A 23,578-nucleotide genomic window follows, 5' to 3' on the forward strand; every position below is an offset into this window, starting at 1 on the left:
ACGTGCTGTGCGGCGAGGCCGCGTACGTGCTGTGCGGCGAGGCCGCGTACGTGCTGTGCGGCGAGGCCGCGTACGTGCTGTGCGGCGAGGCCGCGTACGTGCTGTGCGGCGAGGCCGCGTACGTGCCGGACGTGTCCCCGGGCTGCCGCGCGGACGAGCGGGAACGGGCAGCCCCGGCGCTACGCCGGGTCGTCCCGTTCCGGCGGCTCGGCGGGCGGGGGTGCGGCGCCGGCCGCCGCGGCGTCAAGGGCTTCGGCGAGGGCGTTGGCCGGCCGCGGGCCGCCGCTGGCGGTGAGGACGAACAGCGGAACGCGCAGGGCGACGGCGCCTTCGAGGGCCTCGGCGGAGTACCCGGCGAGGGAGAAGTGGACGCAGTCCGCCGATTCCGTCATCGCCGCCAGCCACAGGCACTCCACGTCCCGCAGCGAGGCCGGGTGCACGGACGGGTCGACGTGGGCCAGCAGGCCGCGGGCGGCGAGCCCGATGCCGGACGGGGGCCGCCGGTCGGCGCGGCGGACGTTCTCGTGGCCGAGCCGGCGCAGATACAGCACGGCGGCCGTGACCGCGCCGCGGGCGGTGCGCACCGGCCCCGCCCGTCCGGCCGGACGCGTCACGGGGATGCGGAGCGTCGTCCCGCACGGGCAGCCCAGCTCCGGCTGCGGCCACTGGCCCCGGTGGCCGCAGGAGGCGCAGCGCACCCCGACCCACTGCTCGTCCCAGCTGCGGTGCGTGACGGCCGTCGGCACGCCGTACGGGTCGAGCGGCGGCGCGACCGGGGCGCCGCACACGCAGGGATACGACGGCGCGGTGTAGCGGTGCTCGCGCCGACAGGCCGGGCAGCGCACCGGCACGCTCTCGGACATGACCCCCATCGTGCCCCAACTCACCCCGCCTGTCCGTCCCTTGGCGGGTTTCGGCCATCTGCCCGCAGTGCTTTCGGATGACGGAAATCGGATTCCGTGCCGACAGCGACGGGGGCGGCCCGTCCGTGGAACGGGCCGCCCCTTCGTCCCCCGTGGTGTCGGCTTCGGCAAGGGCCCGCCGCCCCCGTACCCGCGGGCCCCGCGTGTCGGAGAATGTGCCCGCGGGCGGGGGCGGTCGAAGCCTCGACACCGTTGTTCAGAGGTTGATTTGAGAGTTGCGTAGGCAGGCTACGGCCCGTGGCGTACGCGGCTGCGCGGCTCACGCCTCACGCATCACGCTTCGTGGTGCTCCGACAGGCCGGGCCAGTCCTCCGGTCCGCCGCCCTGCCACTCGATGAAGTCGGTCTCCTCCACATCGGTGACGTACAGGTCGGCCTGCCGCAGGATCTCGCTGACGTCGTCGACGTGCGTGGCGATGCCCAGCGTCTCCCGGCCCGCGGTGACCCGCCGGGATCCGTCCAGGGCCGGAGCGTGGACCACGATGTGCGGATGCTCGGTCGGATGTGCTGTCATGCCTTCAGACTCCTGCGTCCCGCGCGCAAGCGCACGCGGACACCGTCGGCGCACAGGCCGGGGATCCGCCCGGGGACCCGGGGGACCCGCGGACCCGTTAAGGTCGGGGTCCGGACGCACGGAAAGCCGGAGGCCCGGCCACCGTCGCCCCCTCCCGTCGCCCGCCGTGCCGCCCGGATCGCCCTCCCCGTCGAGGGCCGTCAGACGCGCAGGTCAGAGAGGTGTGGGGCGCGATGCGACTGAGAGTTGAGTTCACCACCGAGCCCTTCGACCTCGACGAGCCGCCCGGCCACGCGCTGGTCGCCCGTGAGGTCATCGAGGCCGCCGACCTGGACTCCGTGGACGTGGGACCGTTCGGCAACACCGCCGAAGGGGGCGCCGACGCGGTCCTGACCGCCCTGGACGCCGTGCTGCGCAAGACCCTGGAGGCCGGCGCCACCCGGATCTCGCTCCAGGTCAACGTGATCGGGGAGGCCGGGGAGTGACCGGCACCGGCGACGAGCGCTTCATCACCGCCGTGAAGCCGCTGGTCGACGCCATGGGCGGGGAGATGCTCCCGCCCGACGAGGCCGGCCCCGACGACGTCGTGCTCTCCTGGGAGGGCGCCGACGTGGTCGCCGTACGCCTGCCCCAGCTCGCCGACTCCCTCGACCACATCCTGGCCGCCATGGAGCGCAAGCAGGGCAAGCCGCTGGCCGACCTCGACCGCAAGGCCAAGCAGGAGGTCGTCCGGGGACTGGAGGCGCGCGGCGCGTTCTCCGTGCGGCACGGCGTGGAGACCGTCGCGAGCGCGCTCGGGGTCAGCCGCTTCACCGTCTACAACTACCTCAACCGGCAGAAGGAGAGCTGACCGGGTTCGTAACCCGGAATTTTCAACAAAGTGTTGACGTGACGTCGTCGGGCGGCGTTAGCTGACGGCCAGCCCCTTCAGTACGACGGCCGTTCACCGCCACGGAGGCCCCCCACGTGACGTCGACACCCCCGCCCCCGGGCCTGGCCCGGTTCAACGCCCTGGACGAGCAGGCGGCCCTCGCCGCGCTCCGCGAGGTGTGCGCCTCCACGGCCTGGGCGCGGCGGTTGCTCGCCGCCCGCCCCTGTGCCACCGCCGACGACCTGTACGCGGCCAACGACGCCGCCATGGCCGCCCTGACCGGCGCGGATCTCGCCGAGGCCATGGCCGGCCACCCGCCGATCGGCCGCCCGAAGCCGGGCGACGCGACCTCCGCCCGCGAACAGCGCGGCATGGCCGGCGCCTCCGAGGAAGTCCGGGCGGAGATGCTGGAACTGAACCTGGCCTACCAGGAACGGTTCGGCCACGTCTTCCTGATCTGCGCCACCGGCCGCAGCGCCGAGCAGATGCGCGACGCGGCCAGGGAGCGGATCGCCAACCCGCCGGAGCGGGAACGGGAGATCGTCCGCGGCGAGCTGGGCAGGATCAACCGCATCCGACTGGCCCGACTCGTCGAAGAGGACACCCGAGCATGAGCGCACGCACCACCACCGCCTCCGTGTCCACGCACATCCTGGACACCTCCGCCGGACGCCCCGCCGCGGGCGTCACCGTCCGGATCCTCGCCCGGGTAGGCCGGGACGCGGACTGGCAGCCGCTCGGCGGGTCCGCCACCGACGCCGACGGCCGGTGCCGAGACTTTCCGGCCCCGCCGGAGGGGACGACCCACGTACGGCTCGACTTCGCTGTGGAGGCGTACCTCGAGCGGTCCGAAAGCCAGTCCGCGAAGAATCAAGCCGATGCGCAGCAGGACGCCCCCGCGAACCGGGACGGCGGCGCCGTGTTCTTCCCGGAGGTGTCCGTCACCTTCGCCGTCGCGCCGGGGGAGCACTACCACGTGCCGCTGCTGCTCAGCCCGTTCGGTTACTCCGTCTACCGAGGGAGCTAGCGATATGCCCATCCTGGGACAGAACCAGTACGGCAAGGCCGAGACCCGGGTCGTGAAGATCACCCGGGACGGCGCCACCCACCACGTCAAGGACCTCAACGTGTCGGTGTCGCTCAGCGGCGACATGGACGAGGTCCACTACTCCGGCTCCAACGCCAGCGTCCTGCCGACCGACACCACCAAGAACACGGTGTACGCGTTCGCCAAGGAGCACGGCATCGAGTCCGCCGAGCGGTTCGGCATCCACCTCGCCCGGCACTTCGTGACCTCGCAGGAGTCCATCCACCGGGCCCGCGTCCGCATCGAGGAGTACGCCTGGGACCGCATCGAGCACGCGGGCGAGGGCGCGCACTCCTTCGCGCGCCGGGGCCAGGAGGTCCGGCTGGCGCAGGTCACCCACGACGGCGAGGCGTGGGAGGTCGTCTCCGGACTGAAGGACCTCGTCGTGATGAACTCGACCGACTCCGAGTTCTGGGGCTACGTCAAGGACAGGTACACGACGCTGCCGGAGGCGTACGACCGCATCCTGGCCACCGAGGTCTCCGCGCGCTGGCGGTTCCACTGGAGCGGCGAGGAGCAGCAGGCGCCCGACTGGGAGGAGTCGTACGCGCAGACCAGGCAGCACATCCTGCGGGCCTTCGCGGAGACCTACTCGCTCTCGCTGCAGCAGACGCTCTACCAGATGGGCGCGCGCGTCATCGACCACCGCGGCGAGATCGACGAGATCCGCTTCTCGCTGCCGAACAAGCACCACTTCCTCGTCGACCTGAAGCCGTTCGGGCTGAAGAACGACAACGAGGTGTACTTCGCCGCCGACCGCCCCTACGGCCTGATCGAGGCCACCGTCCTGCGGGACGGCTGCGAGGCGCGCATCCCGGTGGACCTCACCAACCTCTGAGGCGGACACGGACGAAAGGAGAGGCCGCACCATGGCACAGCGCACCGTCATCGAGAACTGTTCGATCGCGACCGTGGACGCCGACGACACCGAGTACGCCTCCGGCCATCTCGTCATCGCCGGCGACCGCATCGAGTCGCTGGGCGCGGGCCGTGCCCCCGAGGGCCTGCGGGACGTCGTACGCCGCATCGACGCCTCCGGCCACCTCGTGACGCCGGGCCTGGTCAACACCCATCACCACTTCTACCAGTGGCTCACCCGCGGCCTGGCCACGGACCACAACCTCTTCGACTGGCTGGTCGCGCTGTATCCGACGTGGGCGCGCATCGACGAGCCGATGGTGCACGCGGCGGCGCAGGGATCGCTGGCGGTGATGGCCCGCGGCGGAGTCACCACCGCCATGGACCACCACTACGTCTTCCCGAAGGGCTCCGGCGACCTGTCCGGCGCGATCGTCCGCGCCGCCCGCGAGACCGGCGTCCGCTTCACCCTCGCCCGTGGCTCCATGGACCGCGGCGAGAAGGACGGCGGCCTGCCCCCGGACTTCGCCGTCGAGACACTGGAGGGCGCGCTCGCCGCGACCGAGGAGACCGTCCGCGAACACCACGACGCCTCCTTCGGCGCGCTGACCCAGGTCGCCGTCGCGCCCTGCTCGCCCTTCTCCGTCTCCACCGAACTGCTCACCCAGGGCGCCGAGCTGGCACGCCGGCTCGGGGTACGGCTGCACACCCACGGCTCGGAGACGGTGGAGGAGGAGAAGTTCTGCCACGAGCTGTTCGGCATGGGGCCGACCGACTACTTCGAGTCCACCGGCTGGCTGGGGGAGGACGTGTGGATGGCGCACTGCGTCCACATGAACGACTCCGACGTCGCCGCCTTCGCCCGCACCCGGACCGGCGTCGCCCACTGCCCGTCGTCCAACGCCCGGCTGGCCGCCGGCATCGCCCGCGTCCCCGACATGCTGGCGGCCGGTGTCCCGGTCGGCCTCGGCGTCGACGGCACGGCGTCGAACGAGTCCGGCGAACTGCACACCGAACTGCGCAACGCCCTGCTCCTCAACCGCCTCGGCCCGCACCGCGAGGCCGCCCTGACCACCCGCCAGGCGCTGCGCCTGGGCACCTACGGCGGCGCCCGCGTCCTCGGCCGGGCGCACGAGATCGGCTCCCTGGAGCCCGGCAAGCTGGCCGACCTGGTGCTGTGGAGGCTGGACACCGTCGCCCACGCCTCCATCGCCGACCCGGTCGCCGCGCTGGTCCTCGGCGCGCCGGCGCCGGTCACCGCGTCCTTCGTGAACGGCCGCCAGATCGTCCAGGACGGCCGCCTGCTGCACGTCGACGAGGACGCCGTGGCCCGCGCCACCCGGGAGGAGGCCCGCCGTCTGGCCCGCATCGTCGCGGGGTGACGGCACCGCGGTCAGGCGGCCCCCGGCCCCGCTCCATGGGGGCCGGGCCAGCGCAGGAGGTTGGCGAGCAGCTCCGCCTGCTCGATCGCGTCGTCCAGGGCGTGGTGCGTGTGGCGTCGCCGGGACAGCAGCTCGCGCGGCATCGTCCCCTTGGCCACCGCCCGCAGAGGCAGGCCCGCCTTGGCCGCGTACAGCGTCTTCATGTCCAGGCAACCGGAATGCCCGAACGGGCTCTGCCCGGTGAAGCGGATCAGATACCAGTACAGGAACGTCCAGTCGTACGACGCCGGGTAGCCCGCCATCACCGGCTGCGCGCCCACCGCGACCTCGCGCACCCAGTCGCTGAACTCGGCCAGCGCGAGAGCCGGTTCAGCGCCCTCGGCGGCCAGCCGCTCCCGGTCCAGCCCGCTGACGGCCAGCGCCTCCGGCACGAACTCGTCGCTGATCGGGCGCAGTTCGCGGTAGAAGGTCTGCCGTTCCGGATCGGCGGCGGTGAAACCGTCGGCGTCCTGCGTCCCGGCGACCGCGGCCCCCAGGCTCAGCATGGAGTACGGCCCGGGGATCGGCCCGTCGGCCTCGACGTCGACGGAGATGTACAGGCTCGGCTTGATGCGTCGTGCGGACATGAGCCCGGAGCATCGCATCATCGCCGCCGGCCCGCACCCGAATTCAGGGCCGGCCCACCCGCCCGCAGGGCATGGCGTCCGGCAGCCGGCCGGTGAAGTACGACCTGGGCGGCACCCCCATGAGGGTGCGGAAGTCGGACGTCATGTGCGCCTGGTCGTAGTAGCCGGTGGCGGCGGCGAGGTCGGCCCAGCGGCGCGTGGCCGCCTGGTCCAGCACCGTGCGCACCCGGTCGATCCGGGCGTAGTGCTTCGGCGACAGGCCGACGCCGTCAGTGAAGAGGTTGCGCAACTGCCGCTCGCTCACGGCGAGTTGCCGCGCCACCTCGGTGACGGGGCCGGGGACCCGGCCGCCGCGGGAGGACAGCGCGGCGACCCCGGCCCGCACCAGTTCGGTGCGCGAGCGGTCGGCGGCGGCGCGCAGCCGCTCGGGCAGCACCTCCGCCAGCCGGGTCACCGCCTCGCCGGGCTCCAGCCACCGCAGCTCACCGGCCAGCCGGCGGGCGACGGGACCGGGCAGGTCGTCCAACCGCGGCGCACGGCCCACCAGATCGGCCGCCGGTACGCCGAGCAGGGGACGGACGGTGCCGGGCGCCAGCCGTATCTCCACGCACGAGACGAAGCGCCCGCCCAGATGGTAGGAGGCGCGGGCACGCGGGCCCACGACCAGGACGCCGCGGCGGCCGTCCTCCCCGGTCCGCACGACCACCTTCGTGGCGGCGTCGGGGAGATGGATGTACGGCGCGGTCTGCTCGGCGTCCACCGACACCGACCCGATGCCCGCGATCCACGCGCGCAGCGGCTCCGGGGTGGGCAGGACCTGGAGGGACACGGCATTCGTCACCCCTCCACCGTAGGCGCGCGGCACGGCTGTGCGGGGCCCGCGAGCGTGCCGGAATTTCCAAGAGCCGGGCGCCCCGGCCGGTGCACCGTGGTAAGCATGATCCTCGTGACGGGTGCCACCGGCACCATCGGCAGTGAAGTGGTACGGCAGCTCGCGGCGCGCGGCGAGATGGTGCGCGCCCTGACCCGCGACCCGGCGGCGGCCCGGACGCCCGCGGGGGTGGAGGCCGTGCCCGGCCACCACCGCGACCGGGCCTCGGTGGAGGCGGCGATGGCGGGCGCGGACGCCGCCTTCCTGGTCGGCGTGTTCGGGCCGGACGACGGCAGGTACGACCGGGGCCTGGTCGAGGCGGCGCGGGCGGCGGGCGTACGGCGGATCGTGAAGCTCTCCTCGATCGGCACCGGCGACCCCCGGCTGGGTGTGTTCGGCACCTGGCATCTGCCCGGTGAGGAGGCCGTCCGGGCGAGCGGCCTGGAATGGACGATCCTGCGCGCCTCCTCCTTCGCCTCCAACACGCTGAGCTGGGCGCAGGCCGTGCGGGAGGGAACCCCGGTGCCCAGCATGATGAGCGACGGCGAGCAGGGCGTCGTCGACCCGCGGGACGTGTCCGGGACGGCGGTGGCCGCGCTGCTCGACGGGCGGCTCGCGGGACGCACGTACACGTTGACCGGTCCCGAGGCGATCAGTGCGAGCCGCCAGGCGGCCGTCCTGGGCGAGGTCGTCGGCCGCCCGGTGCGCCTGTACGAGCCGACACCGGAGGAACGGCGCGCGGGGCTGCTCGCCGCCGGTCTCGGCGAGGCCTACGCGGACAGTCTCGTGGTCGCCGCCCGCTTCATCGAGGAGGGCGGCAACGCCGTCGTCACCGACGACGTCCGTGAGACGCTGGGCCGTCCGCCGCGCACCTTCCGGGACTGGGCCGAGGACCACAGGCAGGCGTTCGCCTGAGCCGGGACACGGGACAGCCGACGGTCGAAGCCCCCCTCTACTGCCAGGAGCCCACCAGATGTCTGCCCAGATCCCGCAGCCCCCGAGGGCCGGGCCCTTCCGCTGGCGGAGTCCCCGCTCAGCACGGCATCCGTCACGTGGTGGGCCTACCCGGTGTGGGACCACCGCAACGTCCTGTACGCGGTACCCGCCGCGCTGACACTGATCCTCGCAGTCACGCTGTCGCTGCTGCTGACCTTGGGGCTGTGGTTCCGCGCACGACGGGTCCAACCGGTGACCCTGGCACTGATCGCCGTGCGCGGGGTGGCTGTGCTGGCCCTGTCGCTGTGGTTCCTCCAAGACCGGTGACTCAGCACCTGCACGAGAGAAGGGCGCCCGACCTGGTGTCGGGCCGGCTTGGTCAGGAAGACCAAGTGCCGGTCCAGTGCCTCGGCGAGCGCTCCGCTGAGGTCCGGTGCGGCGGTCAGATGCCGAACAGGCTGGGGTCCGAGGCCAGTTCCTCGAAGATCTTCTGCGGTTCGGTGACCAGACGGCGCTCCCGCAGGTCCAGCAGGCCGCCCACCGCGGTGATCTCGGCGGCGATGGTGCCGTCCTTCTTGCGGATGGTCTGCTCGATGCGGAACGTCTTGCCCCCGCCCCAGTCGAAGGCGCACGTCACCTCGACCTCCTCACCGGCGAGCAGCTCCCGCTGGTAGCGGATGGTGGTCTCCAGCGCCACCGGGCCCACGCCCCGGGAGATCAGGCCCGCCTGGCTGATCCCGGCCGACTGCAGCATCGACCAGCGGGCGTGCTCGGCGTAGTTGATGTACACCGCCTGGTTGAGGTGGCCCTGCACGTCGGTCTCGTACCCGCGGACGGTCACCGGGACGGCAAACGGCTCGCTCACTGCGTTCCCCTCTCGCGTTCGCTCTCGCATGCGTTGCCCTGCCCGCCGATCTTGGCATGTCCCTCACGTGCGGCGGGGCGATGCCAGCAGATAGCGCTCACGTGTTCGGGGTTCGGTGTGCTCGCCGACCTGCCAGCCCGCCCGCTCCAGGGTGGCCGCGCAGGCCCGCAGCGCCTCCGGGTCCGGCTCGTGCACGGCGACCGCCTCCGGTTGCGGCGTCCCGCGCACCCGGTAGCCGGCCGGGTCCGGGCCGGCCGGGCGGTGGCCGGCCGCCTCCAGGGCGAGCGCGGCGGCCCGCACCAGATGCGTGCGCTCCCAGCCGCACGGCCGGTCGGCGGCGCCGTCCGGATTGGTCATCCGGCGCAGCTCCAGCAGCCCCTGCCAGGCGCTGCGCACCTCGCGGTCCCGGGCCGGTCCGGCGGGCGGCGGCTCCGCCTCCCCGCCGACCCGCGCCGCGAACACGCCGGCCTCCGGCCGCGCGCCGGCGGTGGTCTCTTCGTGTTCCTGCGCCGGCGCCTCCCGCAGCCGGTGTCCGGCCGGGGTCAGGAAGTGGTCGTGCGGCGGCCGCGGGTGCCGGAACGCGAGCCCCCGCTTCACCAGCGCCGCGAGCTGCGCCTCGGTCCCCCGCAGCCGGCCGGTGACGGGATCGGCGGCGTCGATGACCCGCCGCTGGGCGGCGGTCGGCGGTCGCGTCACGACGTACTCCTTCCCGGGCGGCGGCCTCTACGGCTTGGGGCCTCGTTCGGCCTGCTCCGAAGGCTACGACGCGGGTCCGACAACGCCCCCGTCGTGATGGGCGGCGTAAGGGAGGAAGGCGGCCCACTGCTGGGGGCCGAAGGCGAGCCGGGGGCCGTGCGTGTGCTTCGAGTCACGTACGTGGACTGTCCGGGGGGCGAAGGCGACCTCCACACAGGCGGGACCGTCGTTCGTGCTGTAGCTGCTCTTGAACCACTCCAGCGCCGAAGCGTTCCCCGCCGAGGGGTTGGTCATCATGTCTCTCCCAGCATTCTCTCGATGAAGGCCAGCGACTCACCGGGCGTGAGGGCTTGGGCTCGGATGATGCCGTAACAGATTTCGAGGACCTGGATCTCCTTGGGGGCGCAGATCACGCGGCTGATGAGCTGCACTTCGTTGTGCCCGATCGTGTCTCCCGCCCCGAGTCGCAGCAGTTGGAGCGAGCCTGCCAGACCAGCATGGTCCTCGCGGTCTGTGGGCATCACCTGGATTTCCACGTTCCGGCGCTGACCGAACTCCAACAGCCGTTCGAGCTGCTTCCGCATCACCATTCTGCCTCCCACCGGGCAGCGCAGCGTCACCTCCTCCTGGACGAAACTGAAAACGGGGGCAGGCTGTCGATCGAAGATCTCCTGCCGTGCCATGCGCGCGGCGACAAGGCGTTCCATCTCCTCTTCAGCGAAGGGCGGTCGGCGCATCCCGTACAAGGCCCGGGCGTAGTCCGGGGTTTGCAGCAGACCGTCGATGACGGTGTTGGTGTAGGCGCAGATCTCGACCGCCTCCGCCTCCAGCTTCGCCAGGTCGCGGACCTTTTTCGGGTAGCGGGCGTGTTCCACGTCCTTCTTCAGGCCGGTGAGCAGCCCGCCCGTGTCCAGGACCTGGTCGGCCGACTCCAGGAACGTCGGACTCGGCGCCCGGCGTCCCCGCTCCACCGAGGACACCTGCTCCTCGCTGTACCCGATGGCCGTGCCCAACTCGGCCTGGGTGAGCCCCTTCCGCTCGCGGCAGGTCTTGACGACCCTGCCGACCGTCCGCAGTACTCCCGCGGACTCCTCGTCGTCGGCGCCGTACGGCTCCGGCCCGTCACCGCGCTGCGATCCCTGTCCCGTCACGCCCACTCGCGCACACCTCCCCGTGCCGCCCGTACCAACTCCGGGCCGGGCCGGGGCGTTACGCCTCGCGACCCGGACCGGCCCGGACAGCACCGGGAGGCGGGGCGGGCACTACTGGCGGTATCCGGAGAGGAACCGTCCGATGCGGCCGATGGCGGCTTCCAGGGACTCGGCGTGCGGCAGGGTGAGGATGCGGAAGTGGTCCGGGGCCGGCCAGTTGAAGCCGGTGCCCTGCACGACCTGGATCTTCTCGCGCAGCAGCAGGTCCAGGACGAACTTCTCGTCGTCGTGGATCTTGTGCACCTTGGGGTCCAGGCGCGGGAACGCGTACAGCGCGCCCTTCGGCTTCACGCAGGACACGCCCGGGATCTCGTTGAGCTTCTCCCACGCCACGTCGCGCTGTTCGTGCAGCCGCCCGCCCGGCGCGGTCAGCTCCCGGATGGACTGGCGGCCGCCCAGCGCGGCCTGGATGGCGTACTGCGCGGGCGCGTTGGCGCACAGCCGCATGGAGGCCAGCATGGTCAGGCCCTCCAGGTAGTCCCTGGCGTGCTGCTTGGGACCGGTGACGACCACCCACCCGGAGCGGAAGCCGGCCACCCGGTACGTCTTCGACAGGCCGCAGAAGGTGAGGACCACCAGGTCGGGGGCGAGCGCGGCGGCCGAGTGGTGCACGGCGTCGTCGTAGAGGATCTGGTCGTAGATCTCGTCGGCGAACACCATCAGGCCGTGGCGGCGCGCGAGGTCGAGGATGCCCTCGACGATCTCCTTCGGGTAGACGGAGCCGGTGGGGTTGTTGGGGTTGATGATGACGACGGCCTTGGTGCGGCTGGTGATCTTCGCCGCCATGTCGTCCAGGTCCGGGTACCAGTCGGCCTGCTCGTCGCAGAGGTAGTGCACCGCCTTGCCGCCCGCGAGGGTCGTCACGGCCGTCCAGAGGGGGAAGTCCGGGGCGGGGATGAGGATCTCGTCCCCGTCCTCCAGCAGCGCCTGCACGGCCATCGACACCAGTTCCGACACGCCGTTGCCGAGGAAGACGTCGTCGACGTCGACCTCCAGGCCGAGGGTCTGGTAGCGCTGGGCGACGGCCCGGCGGGCGGAGAGGATGCCGCGGGAGTCCGTGTAGCCGTGGGCCTGCGGCAGCATCCGGATCATGTCCTGGAGGATCTCCTCCGGCGCCTCGAAGCCGAACAGCGCGGGGTTGCCGGTGTTCAGGCGCAGCACGCTGTGCCCTGCCTCCTCCAGCGCGTTGGCGTGCTCGATCACCGGGCCGCGGATCTCGTAGCAGACCTCGCTGAGCTTGTTCGACTGCCGGAACTCCATGCGCCGCTTCCCCTCTGCTGACTGGTGTTGCTTGGTTTTACCAAGTAGGCGCTTGGAAAGTCCAACAACATGTCTAGACTGCGTCGCATGTCACCTCGCCGAAGCTACGACCAGTACTGCTCCGCCGCCCGCGCCCTCGACCTCGTCGGCGACCGCTGGACCCTGCTGATCGTCCGCGAACTCCTGGCCGGGCCGCGCCGGTACACGGACCTGCACGCGGACCTGCCGGGCGTGAGCACGGACGTACTCGCCTCGCGGCTGAAGGACATGGAACGCGACGGCCTGACCACGAGGCGCCGGCTGCCCCCGCCCGCCTCCGCCTACGTGTACGAACTCACAGCCCGAGGGCGCGAGTTGCTGCCCGTGCTACAGGCGCTGGGGGAGTGGGGGCAGGCGGAACTGGGCGAGCGGCGGCCCACCGACGCGGTCCGCGCGCACTGGTTCGCGCTGCCGCTGCTGCGCGCGCTGGAGGGCGAGGGGATCGTCGAAGTGCGCCTGGAGGAAGGCGAGTTCCACCTGTACGTCGGAGGCGACGAAGGCCCCGCCTACCGCGAGGGACCCGCCCCGGTCGAACCCGACGCCCGGCTGGCCATGGACGTGGACACCTGCACGGCGGTCGGCCGGGCCGAGCTGAGCCTGACGGAGGCGGTGCGCGCCGGCCGCGTGCGGGTCACCGGCGACGGCACCCTGGCGAAGGCGCTGCGCGAGGCGTGAGCGGCGGCTCCGCCGTGCCGGTGGACGGCGGCTTCGCCGTGCCGCGGGACCGGCGGCTCCGGCATGTGCGCCGCTGCCGCCGGGAGCCGTCCGCCGCGAGGGGACGGAAGGGCGGAGCTTCTCCGGTGACGCCACCCGGCCGCCGCGTGCGGGGCCCCGGCCGCGGCAGGGCCCAGGTGCGGTGAGGGAGGGCGGCGGCCGCGCGGTCCTGACCGCGCGGCGCCCGGCCCCAGCGGCGCGCGAGGTGTGCCGCGCGGAGAGCCGCGCGTGCGGCGGGAGCGGCAGGCTTCACCCTGACGGCGTCCCCGGCCGACGGACCGTGGCCGCGAAGGTGACCCGCCCGCGACCCCGCCCCGGGCAGGGGAGGAACGAAGGCCCGCCACGCGGGCGGGCCTTCGGACCTTCGCGGTGACGGTCAGGCGCCCGGTGGCACCCGTGACGGGCGGCCCGAGCCGCGGGTGAGGGCGTAGCCGCCGATTCCGGCGAGCGCGGCCAGGATGCCGCCGATCCCGGTCCACACCCAGCGGTCGGACCACCAGCCGGACGCCCAGCCGTCCTCCGGCTCGATGGCGGACAGCACCGCGGACGACTTCTTGTCCTCGTCGTCCTGGGCGGACGTGACGGCGATCCCCGGCACCAGCGGCTTGCCCAGCGAGCCGTCCACGGCCGCCGCACCGCCGATGTCCTTGGAGTCGGCCCGGACCGAGGCGGTCACCGGCAGGCCCAGGTCGGCCGTCGCGAGCTTCACCACCGTCAGCCGGACGTAGTACGTCCCCGGCAGCGGGTCGTTCGCCCACGGCTCGGACCAGGCGCGCACGGTCCGCAGTGCGCAGGCCAGTTCGACCGAGGACGCGCCCTGGGCGGCGGTGCGCGTCTGGGCGCCGTACTGGCAGGCCTGCCGGCGGCGCAGTCCGTCGTAGACGTCGATCTGCCAGGTCTGGTCCGCGTGCGAATCGGGCAGCTTCACCGTCGCCCTGACGGTGGGGCGCTGGCCCTCGTCGGCCGGGAACGACCAGTACAGGTAGTCGCCGGTGGAACCGCTGGCCGTGGCCTCCTGGCCCTGGTCGATCTCGGCCGCCGTACGGAAGGAGGTGCCGGCCGAGGTGGGCGCGTCACCGCTCGCAGAGGGGGACGGCGAGGAGTCGGCTGCCGCGGGCGCGGCGGCCAGGCCCAGCGTGAGCAGGGCCGCGCTCAGCACACTTGTGATCCTCATCAGTTGGTCCTCCAGACCGCGACCCGCCAGCGCGACAGCCAGCCCCACAGCACCCCGGCCAGGAAACCGGTCAGGATCAGCACGCCGAGCAGCCACCAGCCCCGCCCGAGGCCGAAGGCGGCCACGTCCCGGGACGTGCCCGGCCCGTCCACCACGTCCACGGTCAGCTCCAGCGGCATACCGGGCGTGGCCTTCACCCCGGCAGCCGCCGAGAAGCTGTTGGTGACCTGGAGGCACACGGTCTCCGCCGCGGCCTCGTCGTCGTCGCTCTCCGCCTTCGGGTAGCGCAGCCCCGTCGAGATCACGTCCGTACGGCCGTCGCCCGCGGCCTCCCCGCGCACGATCTCGCGCCCGTGCACGGTGACCGCCCGCAGCAGCACCCCGTAGTCGGGGTTGACGGCCCGGTCGGCGGCCACGCTCACCGAGGCGCGCAGCTCCTTGCCGGGCTCGACGTCCACCTTGTACCAGCGCTGCTGCCCGAACTCCTCGCGGTCGGTGTACAGACCCGACTTCAGCGCGGGCGCCTGCGCACACGCGCCGCCGCCCTCGGTGGCCACCGGCGTGACCACCGGATCGGCCGCCCGGTCCACCAACTGGTTTACCTTGTCGGTGAGTTCGTCGGTGTGCTCGACCGAGGTGTACGTGCCGCCGGTCGCCTCCGCGATGCAGCTGAGCTGCTTGCGCAGCTTGGTGTTCGGGACCAGGCCGAGGGTGTCGATGGTCAGCCCGATGCCCTTGGCGGCTATCTCGCGGGCCACCTCGCAAGGGTCCAGCGGGGCGCAGGTGTCCTCGCCGTCGCTGATCAGCACGATCCGCTTGGAACCGTCGTCGGTGCCCAGGTCGTCGGCCGCCTTGAGCAGGGCGGGACCGATCGGCGTCCAGCCGGTGGGCGAGAGCGTCGCCACCGCCGTCTTCGCCTCGGTGCGGTCCAGCGGGCCGACCGGGTAGAGCTGCGCGGTGTCCTTGCAGCCCGTCCTCTTGTCGTTGCCCGCGTAGTTGGCGCCGAGGGTGCGGATGCCGAGCTGAACCTCCTCGGGCGTCGCGTCCAGCACCTCGTTGAACGCCTGCTTCGCCGCCGCCATCCGGGTGCCGCCGTCGATGTCCCGGGTCCGCATGGAACCGCTGACGTCGAGGACGAGGTCGACCTTCGGGGCGTTCTCGCCCGTGGGTTCGCCGGCGGCCGCCGCGGTCGGGAAGGCCAACCCGGCCGTCAGGGCGGCCAGCAGGGCGCAGACCCCTGCCGCCAGCCGTTGTGTTCTGATCATCGGCGGATCCTATTGATCCCGGGTGTCCGGCTCCAAAACGGCCCCCCAACGAAGGGGGTTGGGCAGCGCGGTCCACCGGTCGCCGTCGGCCGACGGCGACAGCCGCATCAGCGTCAGCGCCTTCGCCGGCAGCGGCTCGCCGAGCAGCGCGGCCAGGTCGGGGGTGCGCGGCAGGTCCCCCACGGCCGCCTCCAGCGCCCCGCGCAGGGCCGCCGCCGAGCCCGCCGTGCTCGCCAGCGCGCCCGCCACCAGAGAGCCGAACAGCTTGCGCCGCAGGGCCGTCTCGTCGTCGGTGACGTTCCGTCCGGTCAGCTCCGGGAGCGGGATACCGTGCCGGGCGAGCCGGGCCGGGCTGACGCGGATGTCCGCGAGGTCGCGGTAGACCAGCCGCAGCGGGGCGCCCGTGGCGGACAGCACGACCAGCAGGTTCTGGCCGTGCGCCTCCAGCGCCACGCCGAGGTCCAGCAGGCGCAGCCCCACGGTGAGGGCGAGGCGCGCGAAGGCGGCGAGCCAGGCGGGGGAGGCCGTGAGCCCGGTGTCCGGCAGCGCGGCCACCGGCACCACCCGCTCACCGCTGCCCGCCGCCGCGTACATGTCCGGCGATTCCCGCAGCACCGCCGCGAGGTCGGGCGAGCCGGCCGTCGCCGCGCCCAGTGTGCGGGTGACGTGCAGCAGGCCGTCCGTGCGCGCCGCCAGCGCCTCCGCGAACACCGACAGGGTCGCCGACAGGGCGACCGAGCGGACGGAGATGTCCCGCACCGAGGACGTCAGCCGGGCGCTGAGCGCGGTCTTGACGTGCCGTCCGCCGGACACGGCGAGGGTGCGCAGGGACATCAGCGGATGCCCGGCGACCCACGCCTCGCCCGCCCGCCCGAGCACATGCTCCGCCTGCCACGGGTGGACCGGCAGCAACAGCCGCGTGCCGTCGCGCAGTTCGGCCGGCCACACCCCCGTCACCAGGCACTCGTCCACCGGCGCCGGCAGCAGCCCGAGCCTCACCAGCGGCCGGTGCTCGGGCCCGTAGGCCAGCTGCTCGGCCACCGAGAAGCCGGGCCTGGCACGGCAGTTGGGGTGGTAGGGATGCCCGTCCACCACCCGCTGCTCCCACTCCCAGCCCGTGACCGGCCACTCCTCCGGGCGGGGTTCACGGTCAGCCTGCGACAGGGCGTCCGCCGACGACCGGGCGTCCGCCCGCGACAGCGCCAGCGAGGCCACGCTGTGCGCCAGCTCGGCCGCGAAGCCGCTCCCGTGCTCCACCGCGAGCCCGGACATCAGCCGGGCCGGATGCGCGTACGACGTACCGTCGAGGCGGACCTCGGTGACGTACGCGGCGGTGGCGTACGGGTCGGCGGCCGGCCCGCGCAGCAGGCGGCCGTCCCGGAGGCGCAGGGTCACGCCGTCGCCGTCCGGCGCGCGGCCCGCGATCCACGGCAGCGGCTCGTGGCACAGCGCCCGCCACAACCGGGTCAGCACGGCAGCCCGGGCGCCCGGCAGCCCGGCCTCGTAACGCGGCAGCAGGCCGGGGCGCACGGCCGCGAGCTCACCGGCGACCCGGGCCTCGACGGGGTGGGGACGGTGCAAGGGCGGGCTCCTCGGGTACCAGTAGGGCGTCATGGTCCAGGGCGGACGGCATACATACTGATCGTCCCGGCCCGGAACGGACATCCGAGGAACGAATGGAACGTGTGGACCTCATGCCCCCGTCCGGCGGTGACGACGTCATGGAACGCGCCGACGCGTACGCGGCGGCACCGCTCCTGAACTGCCTGCTGCGCGAGGTGGCGCACCCCCTCCCGGAACCCGGCGTGTACCGGCTGCCCGGGGTGGACCGACTGCTGCGCGTGCGCGGCACCCGGCGGCCCGCCGAGCCCGAGGTGCGTGCGGGAGGCCGCTGGCACCGCATCGGCCACGCCGAACTGGTCAAGCTGGTCGCGGAGGAACTGCGCCGGCACACCGGCCGGTCCAACCACGAACTGCCCGCCGAGATGATCGACAGCCGGGACGCGGTCGCCGCGCTGCTCGCCGCGCGCGCCCGGGCGACCCCGCCCGCGGACCCGTACCTGCGCTCCGAGCAGTCCCTCGTCACCGGCCACCCCCACCATCCCGCCCCCAAGGCGCGCGGCGGCGGCCCGACCGCCTCCTGGCTGCCGTACGCCCCCGAGGCGCACGCCCGCTTCCCGCTGGTGCTGCTCGGGGTGCGCGCGGACACGGTCGTCGAGGAGGGCGACGCCTCCGCGCTCGACATCCTCGGCGACGCCCCGCCCGGCTACCGGCTGCTGCCCGCCCACCCCTGGCAGCTGGACCTGGTGGACCTGGCGGACGCCTTCGCCGACGGCCGGCTGGTCCGGCTCGGCACGACCGCCTTCGACGCCTGGCCCACGGCCGCGATCCGTACGCTGTACGCCCCCGGGGCCGACCTCTTCCTGAAGTTCAGCCTCGACGTGCGGATCACCAACGACATCCGGCGGCTGTGGCGCCACGACCTCGTCAGGCTGCGCGGCACGGACAGCGCGGTGACGGCCGCCTTCGCGGCGATCCCGGGACCGGCGGCCTGGATCGGCGACCGCGGCTACCGCACCGCCCGCTTCGCCTACGAGGAACTGGCCGTCCTGGTCCGCGACGGGCTGCGCGGCCATCTCCTGCCCGGGGCGACCCCGCTGCTCGCCGCCGGTCTCGTGGAGGGCTTCGCGGGCAGCCCGCTGCCGCATGCGGCCGACCCGATGGCCTGGTGGGAGGCGTACCTGGCCGCCGTCGTCCCCCCGGCCCTGGCCGCCTTCGCCGACCACGGCGTCGTCCTGGAGGCGCACCTGCAGAACACGCTGGTCGCCGTAGACGCCTCCGGAACGCCGGTGCAGGCCCTGTTCCGGGACGCCGAGGGCGTGAAGCTGCTGCCCGAGGTGTCCCGGGCGGCCGGCTGGGAACGGCTCGTGTACTGCCTGATCGTCAACCACCTCACCGAGGTCGCCGCCGCCCTCGTGGAACACCACCCCGGCCTCGATCCCTGGCCCGCCGCCCGCCGCGCGCTCACCCGCCCCGGGCTCCCCGAGACGGCCGCCCTGCTCGCCTCGCCCACCCTCCCCGGGAAGACGAACCTGCTGCTGCGCTGGACCGGCGCGGACGGCGCCGAGGCCCGCTACCGGCCCCTGCCCAACCCACTGGCCGGATGAGCGGCCGGTCTCCGGGACGGACCCCTTTCCTCGCCCTGGCGGCCACGACGCTCGGCCGACAGGGCCGGAGGGGCTGAAGTCGAGGGCCGAGGGGCCTCGGCTGTCTCCATGTCGATAAGTTAGCCTTCCCTTACTGAGGCCCATGGTGAGGTGGGCCTCGTGGGGCACGGGCTGGTGGAGAGGCGCATGAGTGGTATCGGCGGGGTCCGCGAGGAGACAGACGGTTTGGAGGCCGCCGACGACGTGACGTCGCGCCCGCTGGCGGACCTGCCGCCCGGCGCCCGCGCCGTGGTGGCGGACGTCGGCGGCGCCGAGCCGCCGCACGTGATCCGCCGGCTGCACGACCTGGGGTTCGTCCCCGGCACCGAGGTGGAGGTGGTGCGGCGGGCGCCGTTGCGCGATCCGGTCGTCTACCGCGTCCGGGACTACGAGGTGTGCCTGCGCCGGGCGCAGGCGGGCTGCGTGCGGGTGCGCGTCGCCGAGGCGGCGCGGTGAGCGCCGGCTGCCACGACGCCGAGGGAGCGGGGACCACCCTCACCGAGGCGCCGCACATCGCCCTGGTCGGCGCCCCCAACTCCGGCAAGACCAGCGTCTTCAACGGCCTGACCGGGCTGCGCGCCAAGACCGGCAACTACCCCGGCGTGACCGTCTCCCGCTTCGTCGGCACCTGCCGGGCGGGCGGGCAGCGCTTCGTCGTGGAGGACCTGCCCGGCACCTACGGCCTGGAGCCCGTCAGCCCGGACGAGAAGATCGCCGTCGACGTGCTGGACGGCCGGATCGACGGCGTGGACCGTCCGGACGCGCTGCTGGCCGTGGTGGACGCCACCACCCTGCGGCGCTCGCTGGGCTTCCTCGCCCAGCTGCTGGCCCGCGGGCTGCCCACCTGCGTGGTGGTGACGTTCACCGACGAGCTGGCCCGCCGCCAGGGCCGGCTGGACGTCGAGGCGCTCGGGCAGGCGCTGGGCGTGCCGGTGCTGCCGGTGGTCGGCCACCGCGGACACGGCATCGCCCGGCTGCGCGAACAGATCGCCGAGTGGCGCTCCTGGACGGTGCCCGCGGTGGCGCCGCCCACCGACCCCGCCGAGCGGGACGCCTGGGGGCGGTCGGTGCTGGCCTTCGCCGGCTACCGGCCGCCGGAACGGCACCGGGTCACCCAGCGGGTCGACGCGGTCCTGCTGCACCCGGTGTGGGGCACGGCGGTGTTCTTCGCGGTGATGGCGGCGTTCTTCCAGACCGTCTTCACGGTGGCCGCCCCGCTGCAGGGCGCGGTCGAGACGCTGTTCTCCTGGCTGGCGGGCCTGGTGTCCGACCACGTCGGCAACCAGTGGCTGGCCGGGCTGCTGGGCGACGCGCTGATCGGCGGCGTCGGCAGCGTGCTCGTCTTCGTCCCGCAGATCGCCCTGCTGTTCCTGCTGCTGGCCCTGCTGGAGGGGGTCGGCTACCTGGCGCGGGCCGCGTTCCTGATGGACCGGGTGATGGCCCGCTTCGGCCTGGAGGGCCGGGCCTTCGTGGCGCTGCTGTCGTCGTTCGCCTGCGCGATCCCCGGCATCATGGCCACCCGTACGCTGCCCTCCGCCAAGGACCGCCTGGCCACCATGATGGCCGCCCCGCTGATGACCTGCTCCGCGCGGCTGCCGGTCTACGTGCTGCTCATCGGCCTGCTGGTCGACCCGTCCGACCGGGTCGGCCCGTTCGGGGCGCAGGGTCTGGTCATGTTCGGCCTGTACCTGCTCGGCGCCGTCTCCGCGCTGCTGGCCGCCTGGGCGTTCAAGAAGATCGGCGACCGGCACGGCGAGGCCGTCCCGTTCTTCATGGAGCTGCCGCCCTACCGGCTGCCCGCCCCGCGCGCCGTCCTGGTGGCGATGTGGTCCTCGGCGCAGTCGTTCCTGCGCAAGTGCTCGACCGTCATCGCCGCCACCAGCATCGTGCTGTGGCTGCTGCTCAACCTGCCGGTGCACTCGACGGCGCAGATGCGGGCCGACGGCGTGAACACCGCCGACCGGACGGCCGTGTCCGCCTACACCGTGGACCACAGCTACGCCGCCGGCCTGGGCCGCCTGGCCGCACCCGTCTTCGACCCGCTCGGCTTCGACTGGCGCGTCAACGTCGGCGTGCTGTCGGCGCAGGCCGCGCGGGAGACGTTCGTCGCCACCATCGGCCAGGTCGCCGCCGCCGAGAACCCCGAACACCCGACGCAAGCGCTGCGGGACATGACCTACTCCGACGGCCCGCACGCCGGGGAGCGGGTGTTCGTGCCCGCCACCATCGCCGCGCTGCTGGTCTGGTTCGTCTACGCGCTGCAGTGCATGGCCACCGTGGCGGTCCTGCGCCGGGAGACCGGCACCTGGCGATGGCCCGCGATCGCCTTCACCTACCTCACGACGCTGGCCTGGCTCATGGCCTACCTGGCCCGCACCCTCACCCTCCTGCTGGGCGGCTGAGGCACGGCCATGATCCCCATGCACCCCCAGACGGTCCCCGGCGAGCCCGCCCGACTGCGCTGGATCGTCCCCGCCGGCGCCCTGCCGTGCGCGGGCCCGATGGCCGCCGTACCCGCTCCGCTGGAAGCGCTGCTGGCCGACGGCACCCTGAGCCGGATCGCCGTGGAGCCGTCCGCCGTCGTCACCGACCTGGCGGAGGGCCGCTCCTGGTCCCGGGAGGGCGCCCGGGTGCGCAGCGCGCTGCACGCCGCCCTCGACGACCCCGCCGGATGGACCCCGGCCGCCGACGGCGACGGCTCGTACGCCGACACGGCGGCCTGCGCGGCGGCGCGCGACGTGCTGGCCGGCCCGGTGGGCGACTTCGCCCGCTCCCACGGCGGCACCATCGACCTCGTCGACGTCCGCGACGGCGTGGTGACCGTCCGCCTCGGCGGCGCCTGCCACGGCTGCCCCGCCGCCTGGTTCACCCTGCACAACCGCCTGGAACGCGAACTGCTCCGCCGCCTGCCCGGCCCGCTGGAGATCCGCAGCATCGGCACGCCGGGGTTCCCGGCACCGGCCGGCCTCCGCCGGGGCGGCGCCGACACCGGCGTACGTCACTGATCGCCCAGTAGGCTGAGGCCGACGCCGCCCCCGACCCCGGAGACCGCACCCGTGCAGAAGCTCTCCCTCGACGCCGAGGCCCGCGCACACCTCGAACGTGCCGCGGCGGCCCCCGCCGGGCGCAGCGCCGCGACCGTGTACGGCGGTCACGAGCACACGCTGCGCCAGACCCTGCTCGCCCTGACCGCCGGCACCGTCCTGGCCGAGCACGACAACCCCGGCGAGGCGACCCTGCTGGTGCTGCGCGGACGGGTACGACTCGTCAGCGGCGACACCTCCTGGGACGGGCGCACCGGCGACCTCCTCGTCATTCCCCAGGCCCGCCACAGCGTCGAGGCACTGGAGGACGCGGCCGTCCTGCTGACCGTCGCCAAGACCGCCTGACGGCGAACCGCCCGGCCCGGCCCCGGCCCGCGCCGGGCGCCGACACGGTCTCCGGCGTGCAGGCACGGATCGGTGACGGCGTCACCCGGCTTGCGGTTCACGCGCCCCGTCGACGAGTCGGGGAACTCCCAGCGGATTGCCGGGGCGCAGTTCCTGGGGGAGGAGTGCGTCGGGGAACGACTGGTAGCAGACCGGCCGGAGCCAGCGTTCGACGGCCAGGGTGCCGACACTCGTCGTTCCGGGTGCGGACGTCGCGGGCCACGGGCCGCCGTGCACCATCGCAGGGGACACCTCGACGCCGGTGGGCCAGCCGCCCCACACGATGCGCCCGGCGCGGTCCTCCAGGACCGGCAGGAGACGTTCGGCCGTCGCCAGGTCGGCGTCGGTCCCGTGCAGGGTGGCTGTCAGCTGCCCTTCCATGCGCTCCATCAGCGTGACGAGTTCGTCGGCTCCCGACCACCGCACGATGAGCCCCGCGGCGCCGAAGACCTCACCGGTGAGGTCCCTCTGGGCCGCGTAGGTCGCCGCGTCGCACTCGAGGACGAGCGGGCCGGGGGCGTACGGGCTTTCACCGGGCGTCCCTTGGGCCACAACGGAGACACCGTCGACGGCGGCCCACTGCTGGACTCCCCGGGCGAAGCCGTCCGCGATGCCGGGGGTGAGCATGACCTGGCCCGTCGTGCCGGCCACGGAATCCGCCACGGCCTTGCGGAAGGCGTCGCCGGCGTCGCCCGCCGGCAGCAGGAGGAGGCCGGGGTTGGTGCAGAACTGCCCGGAGCCGTTGGTCAGCGACGCCACGTACGCGGCGGCGAGCGGTCCGGGATCGGCCAGCGCGCCGTCGAGCACGATCACGGGGTTGACCGCCGACATCTCGGCGTAGACCGGGACGGGCACGGGGCGGGCGTTGGCGGTGGCGAGGAGCGCGAGGCCGCCGCTGCGGGAACCGGTGAATCCGACGGCCGCGATCCGTGGGTCGCGCACCAGTGCCTGGCCGACTTCGACGCCGCGGCCGACCAGCAGTGAGAAGACGCCGGCGGGCATCCCGGTGCGCCGGGCGGCGGCGGTGACGGCGCGTGCGACGAGTTCACAGGTGCCGGGGTGAGCCGGATGTGCCTTGGCGATGACCGGGCAGCCCGCGGCGAGCGCGGAGGCGGTGTCCCCGCCGGCGACGGAGAAGGCCAGCGGGAAGTTGCTCGCCCCGAACACGGCGACGGGCCCCACCGGTATCTTGCGCAGCCGCAGGTCCGGTCGGGCGAGCGGCCGGCGCTCGGGAAGCGCGGGGTCGACACGGACACCGAGCGCGTCGCCGCTGCGGACCAGGCCGGCGAACATGCGCAACTGCGCGCAGGTACGGGCTCGTTCGCCGGTCAGGCGGGCCGGCGGCAGTCCGGACTCGAGCCCCGCGAGCGTCAGCAGGCCGTCGCCGAGGGCCTCGATCTCCTCCGCACAGGCGTCGAGGAAGGCGGCCCGCCGGTGCGCGGGCACAGCGCGGTACGCACGCGCGGCCGAGGCGGCCTGCTGAGCTGCCCGCGCGACCTGGTCCGGTGAGGCGTCCCGCAGCTCGGGGCCATACGGTTCGCCGGTGGCGGCGACGACGGCACGCCACGCTTCCCCCGTGCCAGGAACGTCCTGTCCGGCGACGATCGAGTTTCCGGTCGGGTGGTTCACAGTGCTCCATCCCTTCGTCCGTCC

27 protein-coding genes are annotated in these 23,578 nt (G+C 73.7%); 14 read left to right on the forward strand and 13 right to left on the reverse strand.

Features of this window, described 5'->3' with window-relative positions:
• Positions 1–179: 179 nt before the first annotated feature.
• Both AB0G63_RS02130 and AB0G63_RS02135 read right to left on the reverse strand, forming a co-directional pair.
• Positions 180–872, reverse strand: coding sequence for a hypothetical protein (locus AB0G63_RS02130; protein WP_360742761.1), 693 nt, complete (start codon positions 870–872; stop codon positions 180–182).
• Positions 873–1,196: 324 nt separating this feature from the next.
• Positions 1,197–1,436, reverse strand: a complete 240-nt coding sequence (locus tag AB0G63_RS02135; protein WP_324786885.1) for a hypothetical protein — start codon at positions 1,434–1,436, stop codon at positions 1,197–1,199.
• Between the two features lie 233 nt (positions 1,437–1,669).
• On the opposite strand from AB0G63_RS02135, the gene AB0G63_RS02140 reads away from it, so the two are divergent.
• From AB0G63_RS02140 to AB0G63_RS02165, 6 genes are all read left to right on the forward strand, one after another.
• The gene (locus AB0G63_RS02140) at positions 1,670–1,921 is read left to right on the forward strand and encodes a hypothetical protein (RefSeq protein ID WP_324786886.1); all 252 of its coding nucleotides are present in this window, start codon (positions 1,670–1,672) and stop codon (positions 1,919–1,921) included.
• On the forward strand, positions 1,918–2,286 hold the full coding sequence (locus AB0G63_RS02145; protein WP_360742764.1) for a helix-turn-helix domain-containing protein: 369 nt from the start codon (positions 1,918–1,920) through the stop codon (positions 2,284–2,286). The genes AB0G63_RS02140 and AB0G63_RS02145 overlap by 4 nt, the downstream gene beginning before the upstream one ends.
• A 116-nt stretch (positions 2,287–2,402) precedes the next feature.
• Entirely contained in the window at positions 2,403–2,921 is a 519-nt protein-coding gene (gene uraD / locus AB0G63_RS02150; RefSeq protein ID WP_360742767.1) for a 2-oxo-4-hydroxy-4-carboxy-5-ureidoimidazoline decarboxylase, read from the forward strand.
• Positions 2,918–3,334, forward strand: a complete 417-nt coding sequence (uraH, locus tag AB0G63_RS02155; RefSeq protein ID WP_360742770.1) for a hydroxyisourate hydrolase — start codon at positions 2,918–2,920, stop codon at positions 3,332–3,334. The genes uraD and uraH overlap by 4 nt, the downstream gene beginning before the upstream one ends.
• 4 nt (positions 3,335–3,338) lie before the next feature.
• The gene (gene pucL, locus AB0G63_RS02160; protein WP_360742772.1) at positions 3,339–4,232 is read left to right on the forward strand and encodes a factor-independent urate hydroxylase; all 894 of its coding nucleotides are present in this window, start codon (positions 3,339–3,341) and stop codon (positions 4,230–4,232) included.
• 31 nt (positions 4,233–4,263) lie between these two features.
• Complete coding sequence (locus AB0G63_RS02165; protein ID WP_360742775.1) at positions 4,264–5,634, forward strand: 8-oxoguanine deaminase; 1,371 nt, start codon at positions 4,264–4,266, stop codon at positions 5,632–5,634.
• 11 nt (positions 5,635–5,645) lie between these two features.
• Here AB0G63_RS02165 and AB0G63_RS02170 read toward each other — a convergent pair whose 3' ends face one another.
• Positions 5,646–6,260 carry a 3'-5' exoribonuclease gene (locus AB0G63_RS02170; protein WP_360742778.1) on the reverse strand — a complete coding sequence of 205 codons (615 nt, stop codon included), beginning with the start codon at positions 6,258–6,260 and terminating at the stop codon, positions 5,646–5,648.
• Between the two features lie 43 nt (positions 6,261–6,303).
• Positions 6,304–7,101, reverse strand: coding sequence for a helix-turn-helix domain-containing protein (locus AB0G63_RS02175; protein ID WP_360742781.1), 798 nt, complete (start codon positions 7,099–7,101; stop codon positions 6,304–6,306).
• An 87-nt stretch (positions 7,102–7,188) separates the two neighbouring features.
• Between AB0G63_RS02175 and AB0G63_RS02180 the strand changes: the two genes are divergently transcribed.
• Both AB0G63_RS02180 and AB0G63_RS02185 read left to right on the forward strand, forming a co-directional pair.
• Positions 7,189–8,046, forward strand: coding sequence for an NAD(P)H-binding protein (locus tag AB0G63_RS02180; RefSeq protein ID WP_360742784.1), 858 nt, complete (start codon positions 7,189–7,191; stop codon positions 8,044–8,046).
• A 153-nt stretch (positions 8,047–8,199) separates the two neighbouring features.
• The gene (locus AB0G63_RS02185; protein WP_360742787.1) at positions 8,200–8,394 is read left to right on the forward strand and encodes a hypothetical protein; all 195 of its coding nucleotides are present in this window, start codon (positions 8,200–8,202) and stop codon (positions 8,392–8,394) included.
• A gap of 115 nt (positions 8,395–8,509) precedes the next feature.
• Here the strand turns inward: AB0G63_RS02185 and AB0G63_RS02190 are convergent, their stop codons facing one another.
• From AB0G63_RS02190 to AB0G63_RS02210, 5 genes are all read right to left on the reverse strand, one after another.
• Entirely contained in the window at positions 8,510–8,932 is a 423-nt protein-coding gene (locus AB0G63_RS02190; protein ID WP_360742790.1) for an acyl-CoA thioesterase, read from the reverse strand.
• Between the two features lie 63 nt (positions 8,933–8,995).
• On the reverse strand, positions 8,996–9,628 hold the full coding sequence (locus AB0G63_RS02195) for a hypothetical protein (protein WP_360742793.1): 633 nt from the start codon (positions 9,626–9,628) through the stop codon (positions 8,996–8,998).
• A gap of 63 nt (positions 9,629–9,691) precedes the next feature.
• Complete coding sequence (locus AB0G63_RS02200) at positions 9,692–9,922, reverse strand: DUF397 domain-containing protein (protein ID WP_360743166.1); 231 nt, start codon at positions 9,920–9,922, stop codon at positions 9,692–9,694.
• Positions 9,922–10,779: a helix-turn-helix transcriptional regulator gene (locus AB0G63_RS02205; protein WP_360742796.1), complete on the reverse strand. Its 858-nt coding sequence runs from the start codon at positions 10,777–10,779 to the stop codon at positions 9,922–9,924. Before AB0G63_RS02205 ends, AB0G63_RS02200 begins: the two co-directional genes overlap by 1 nt.
• A 111-nt stretch (positions 10,780–10,890) precedes the next feature.
• A complete protein-coding gene (locus AB0G63_RS02210; RefSeq protein ID WP_360742799.1) occupies positions 10,891–12,099 on the reverse strand; it encodes a pyridoxal phosphate-dependent aminotransferase in 1,209 nt (402 codons plus the stop codon).
• An 87-nt stretch (positions 12,100–12,186) separates the two neighbouring features.
• On the opposite strand from AB0G63_RS02210, the gene AB0G63_RS02215 reads away from it, so the two are divergent.
• Positions 12,187–12,813 carry a winged helix-turn-helix transcriptional regulator gene (locus tag AB0G63_RS02215; protein ID WP_360742802.1) on the forward strand — a complete coding sequence of 209 codons (627 nt, stop codon included), beginning with the start codon at positions 12,187–12,189 and terminating at the stop codon, positions 12,811–12,813.
• Positions 12,814–13,228: 415 nt separating this feature from the next.
• On the opposite strand, the gene AB0G63_RS02220 is transcribed toward AB0G63_RS02215, so the two are convergent.
• From AB0G63_RS02220 to AB0G63_RS02230, 3 genes are read right to left on the reverse strand one after another with little or no spacing between them, the layout of a single operon-like run.
• A complete protein-coding gene (locus AB0G63_RS02220; RefSeq protein ID WP_360742805.1) occupies positions 13,229–14,026 on the reverse strand; it encodes a hypothetical protein in 798 nt (265 codons plus the stop codon).
• The gene (locus AB0G63_RS02225; RefSeq protein ID WP_360742808.1) at positions 14,026–15,291 is read right to left on the reverse strand and encodes a VWA domain-containing protein; all 1,266 of its coding nucleotides are present in this window, start codon (positions 15,289–15,291) and stop codon (positions 14,026–14,028) included. The genes AB0G63_RS02220 and AB0G63_RS02225 overlap by 1 nt, the downstream gene beginning before the upstream one ends.
• Positions 15,292–15,300: 9 nt before the next feature.
• Positions 15,301–16,872, reverse strand: a complete 1,572-nt coding sequence (locus AB0G63_RS02230; protein WP_360742811.1) for an IucA/IucC family protein — start codon at positions 16,870–16,872, stop codon at positions 15,301–15,303.
• A 95-nt stretch (positions 16,873–16,967) separates the two neighbouring features.
• Between AB0G63_RS02230 and AB0G63_RS02235 the strand changes: the two genes are divergently transcribed.
• From AB0G63_RS02235 to AB0G63_RS02255, 5 genes are all read left to right on the forward strand, one after another.
• Positions 16,968–18,458, forward strand: coding sequence for an IucA/IucC family protein (locus AB0G63_RS02235; RefSeq protein ID WP_360742814.1), 1,491 nt, complete (start codon positions 16,968–16,970; stop codon positions 18,456–18,458).
• 186 nt (positions 18,459–18,644) lie between these two features.
• Positions 18,645–18,953: a FeoA family protein gene (locus AB0G63_RS02240; protein ID WP_360742817.1), complete on the forward strand. Its 309-nt coding sequence runs from the start codon at positions 18,645–18,647 to the stop codon at positions 18,951–18,953.
• Positions 18,950–20,899 carry a ferrous iron transporter B gene (locus AB0G63_RS02245; RefSeq protein WP_360742820.1) on the forward strand — a complete coding sequence of 650 codons (1,950 nt, stop codon included), beginning with the start codon at positions 18,950–18,952 and terminating at the stop codon, positions 20,897–20,899. Before AB0G63_RS02240 ends, AB0G63_RS02245 begins: the two co-directional genes overlap by 4 nt.
• An 18-nt stretch (positions 20,900–20,917) precedes the next feature.
• A complete protein-coding gene (locus AB0G63_RS02250; protein WP_360742823.1) occupies positions 20,918–21,502 on the forward strand; it encodes a NifU family protein in 585 nt (194 codons plus the stop codon).
• 51 nt (positions 21,503–21,553) lie between these two features.
• Positions 21,554–21,886 carry a cupin domain-containing protein gene (locus AB0G63_RS02255; protein ID WP_360742826.1) on the forward strand — a complete coding sequence of 111 codons (333 nt, stop codon included), beginning with the start codon at positions 21,554–21,556 and terminating at the stop codon, positions 21,884–21,886.
• Positions 21,887–21,967: 81 nt separating this feature from the next.
• Here the strand turns inward: AB0G63_RS02255 and AB0G63_RS02260 are convergent, their stop codons facing one another.
• Positions 21,968–23,554, reverse strand: coding sequence for an aldehyde dehydrogenase (NADP(+)) (locus AB0G63_RS02260; protein WP_360742829.1), 1,587 nt, complete (start codon positions 23,552–23,554; stop codon positions 21,968–21,970).
• Between the last annotated feature and the right edge of the window lie 24 nt (positions 23,555–23,578).

Origin of the sequence: Streptomyces sp. NPDC020996 (assembly GCF_040641355.1) — a bacterium.
Taxonomy (GTDB): Bacteria; Actinomycetota; Actinomycetes; order Streptomycetales; family Streptomycetaceae; genus Streptomyces.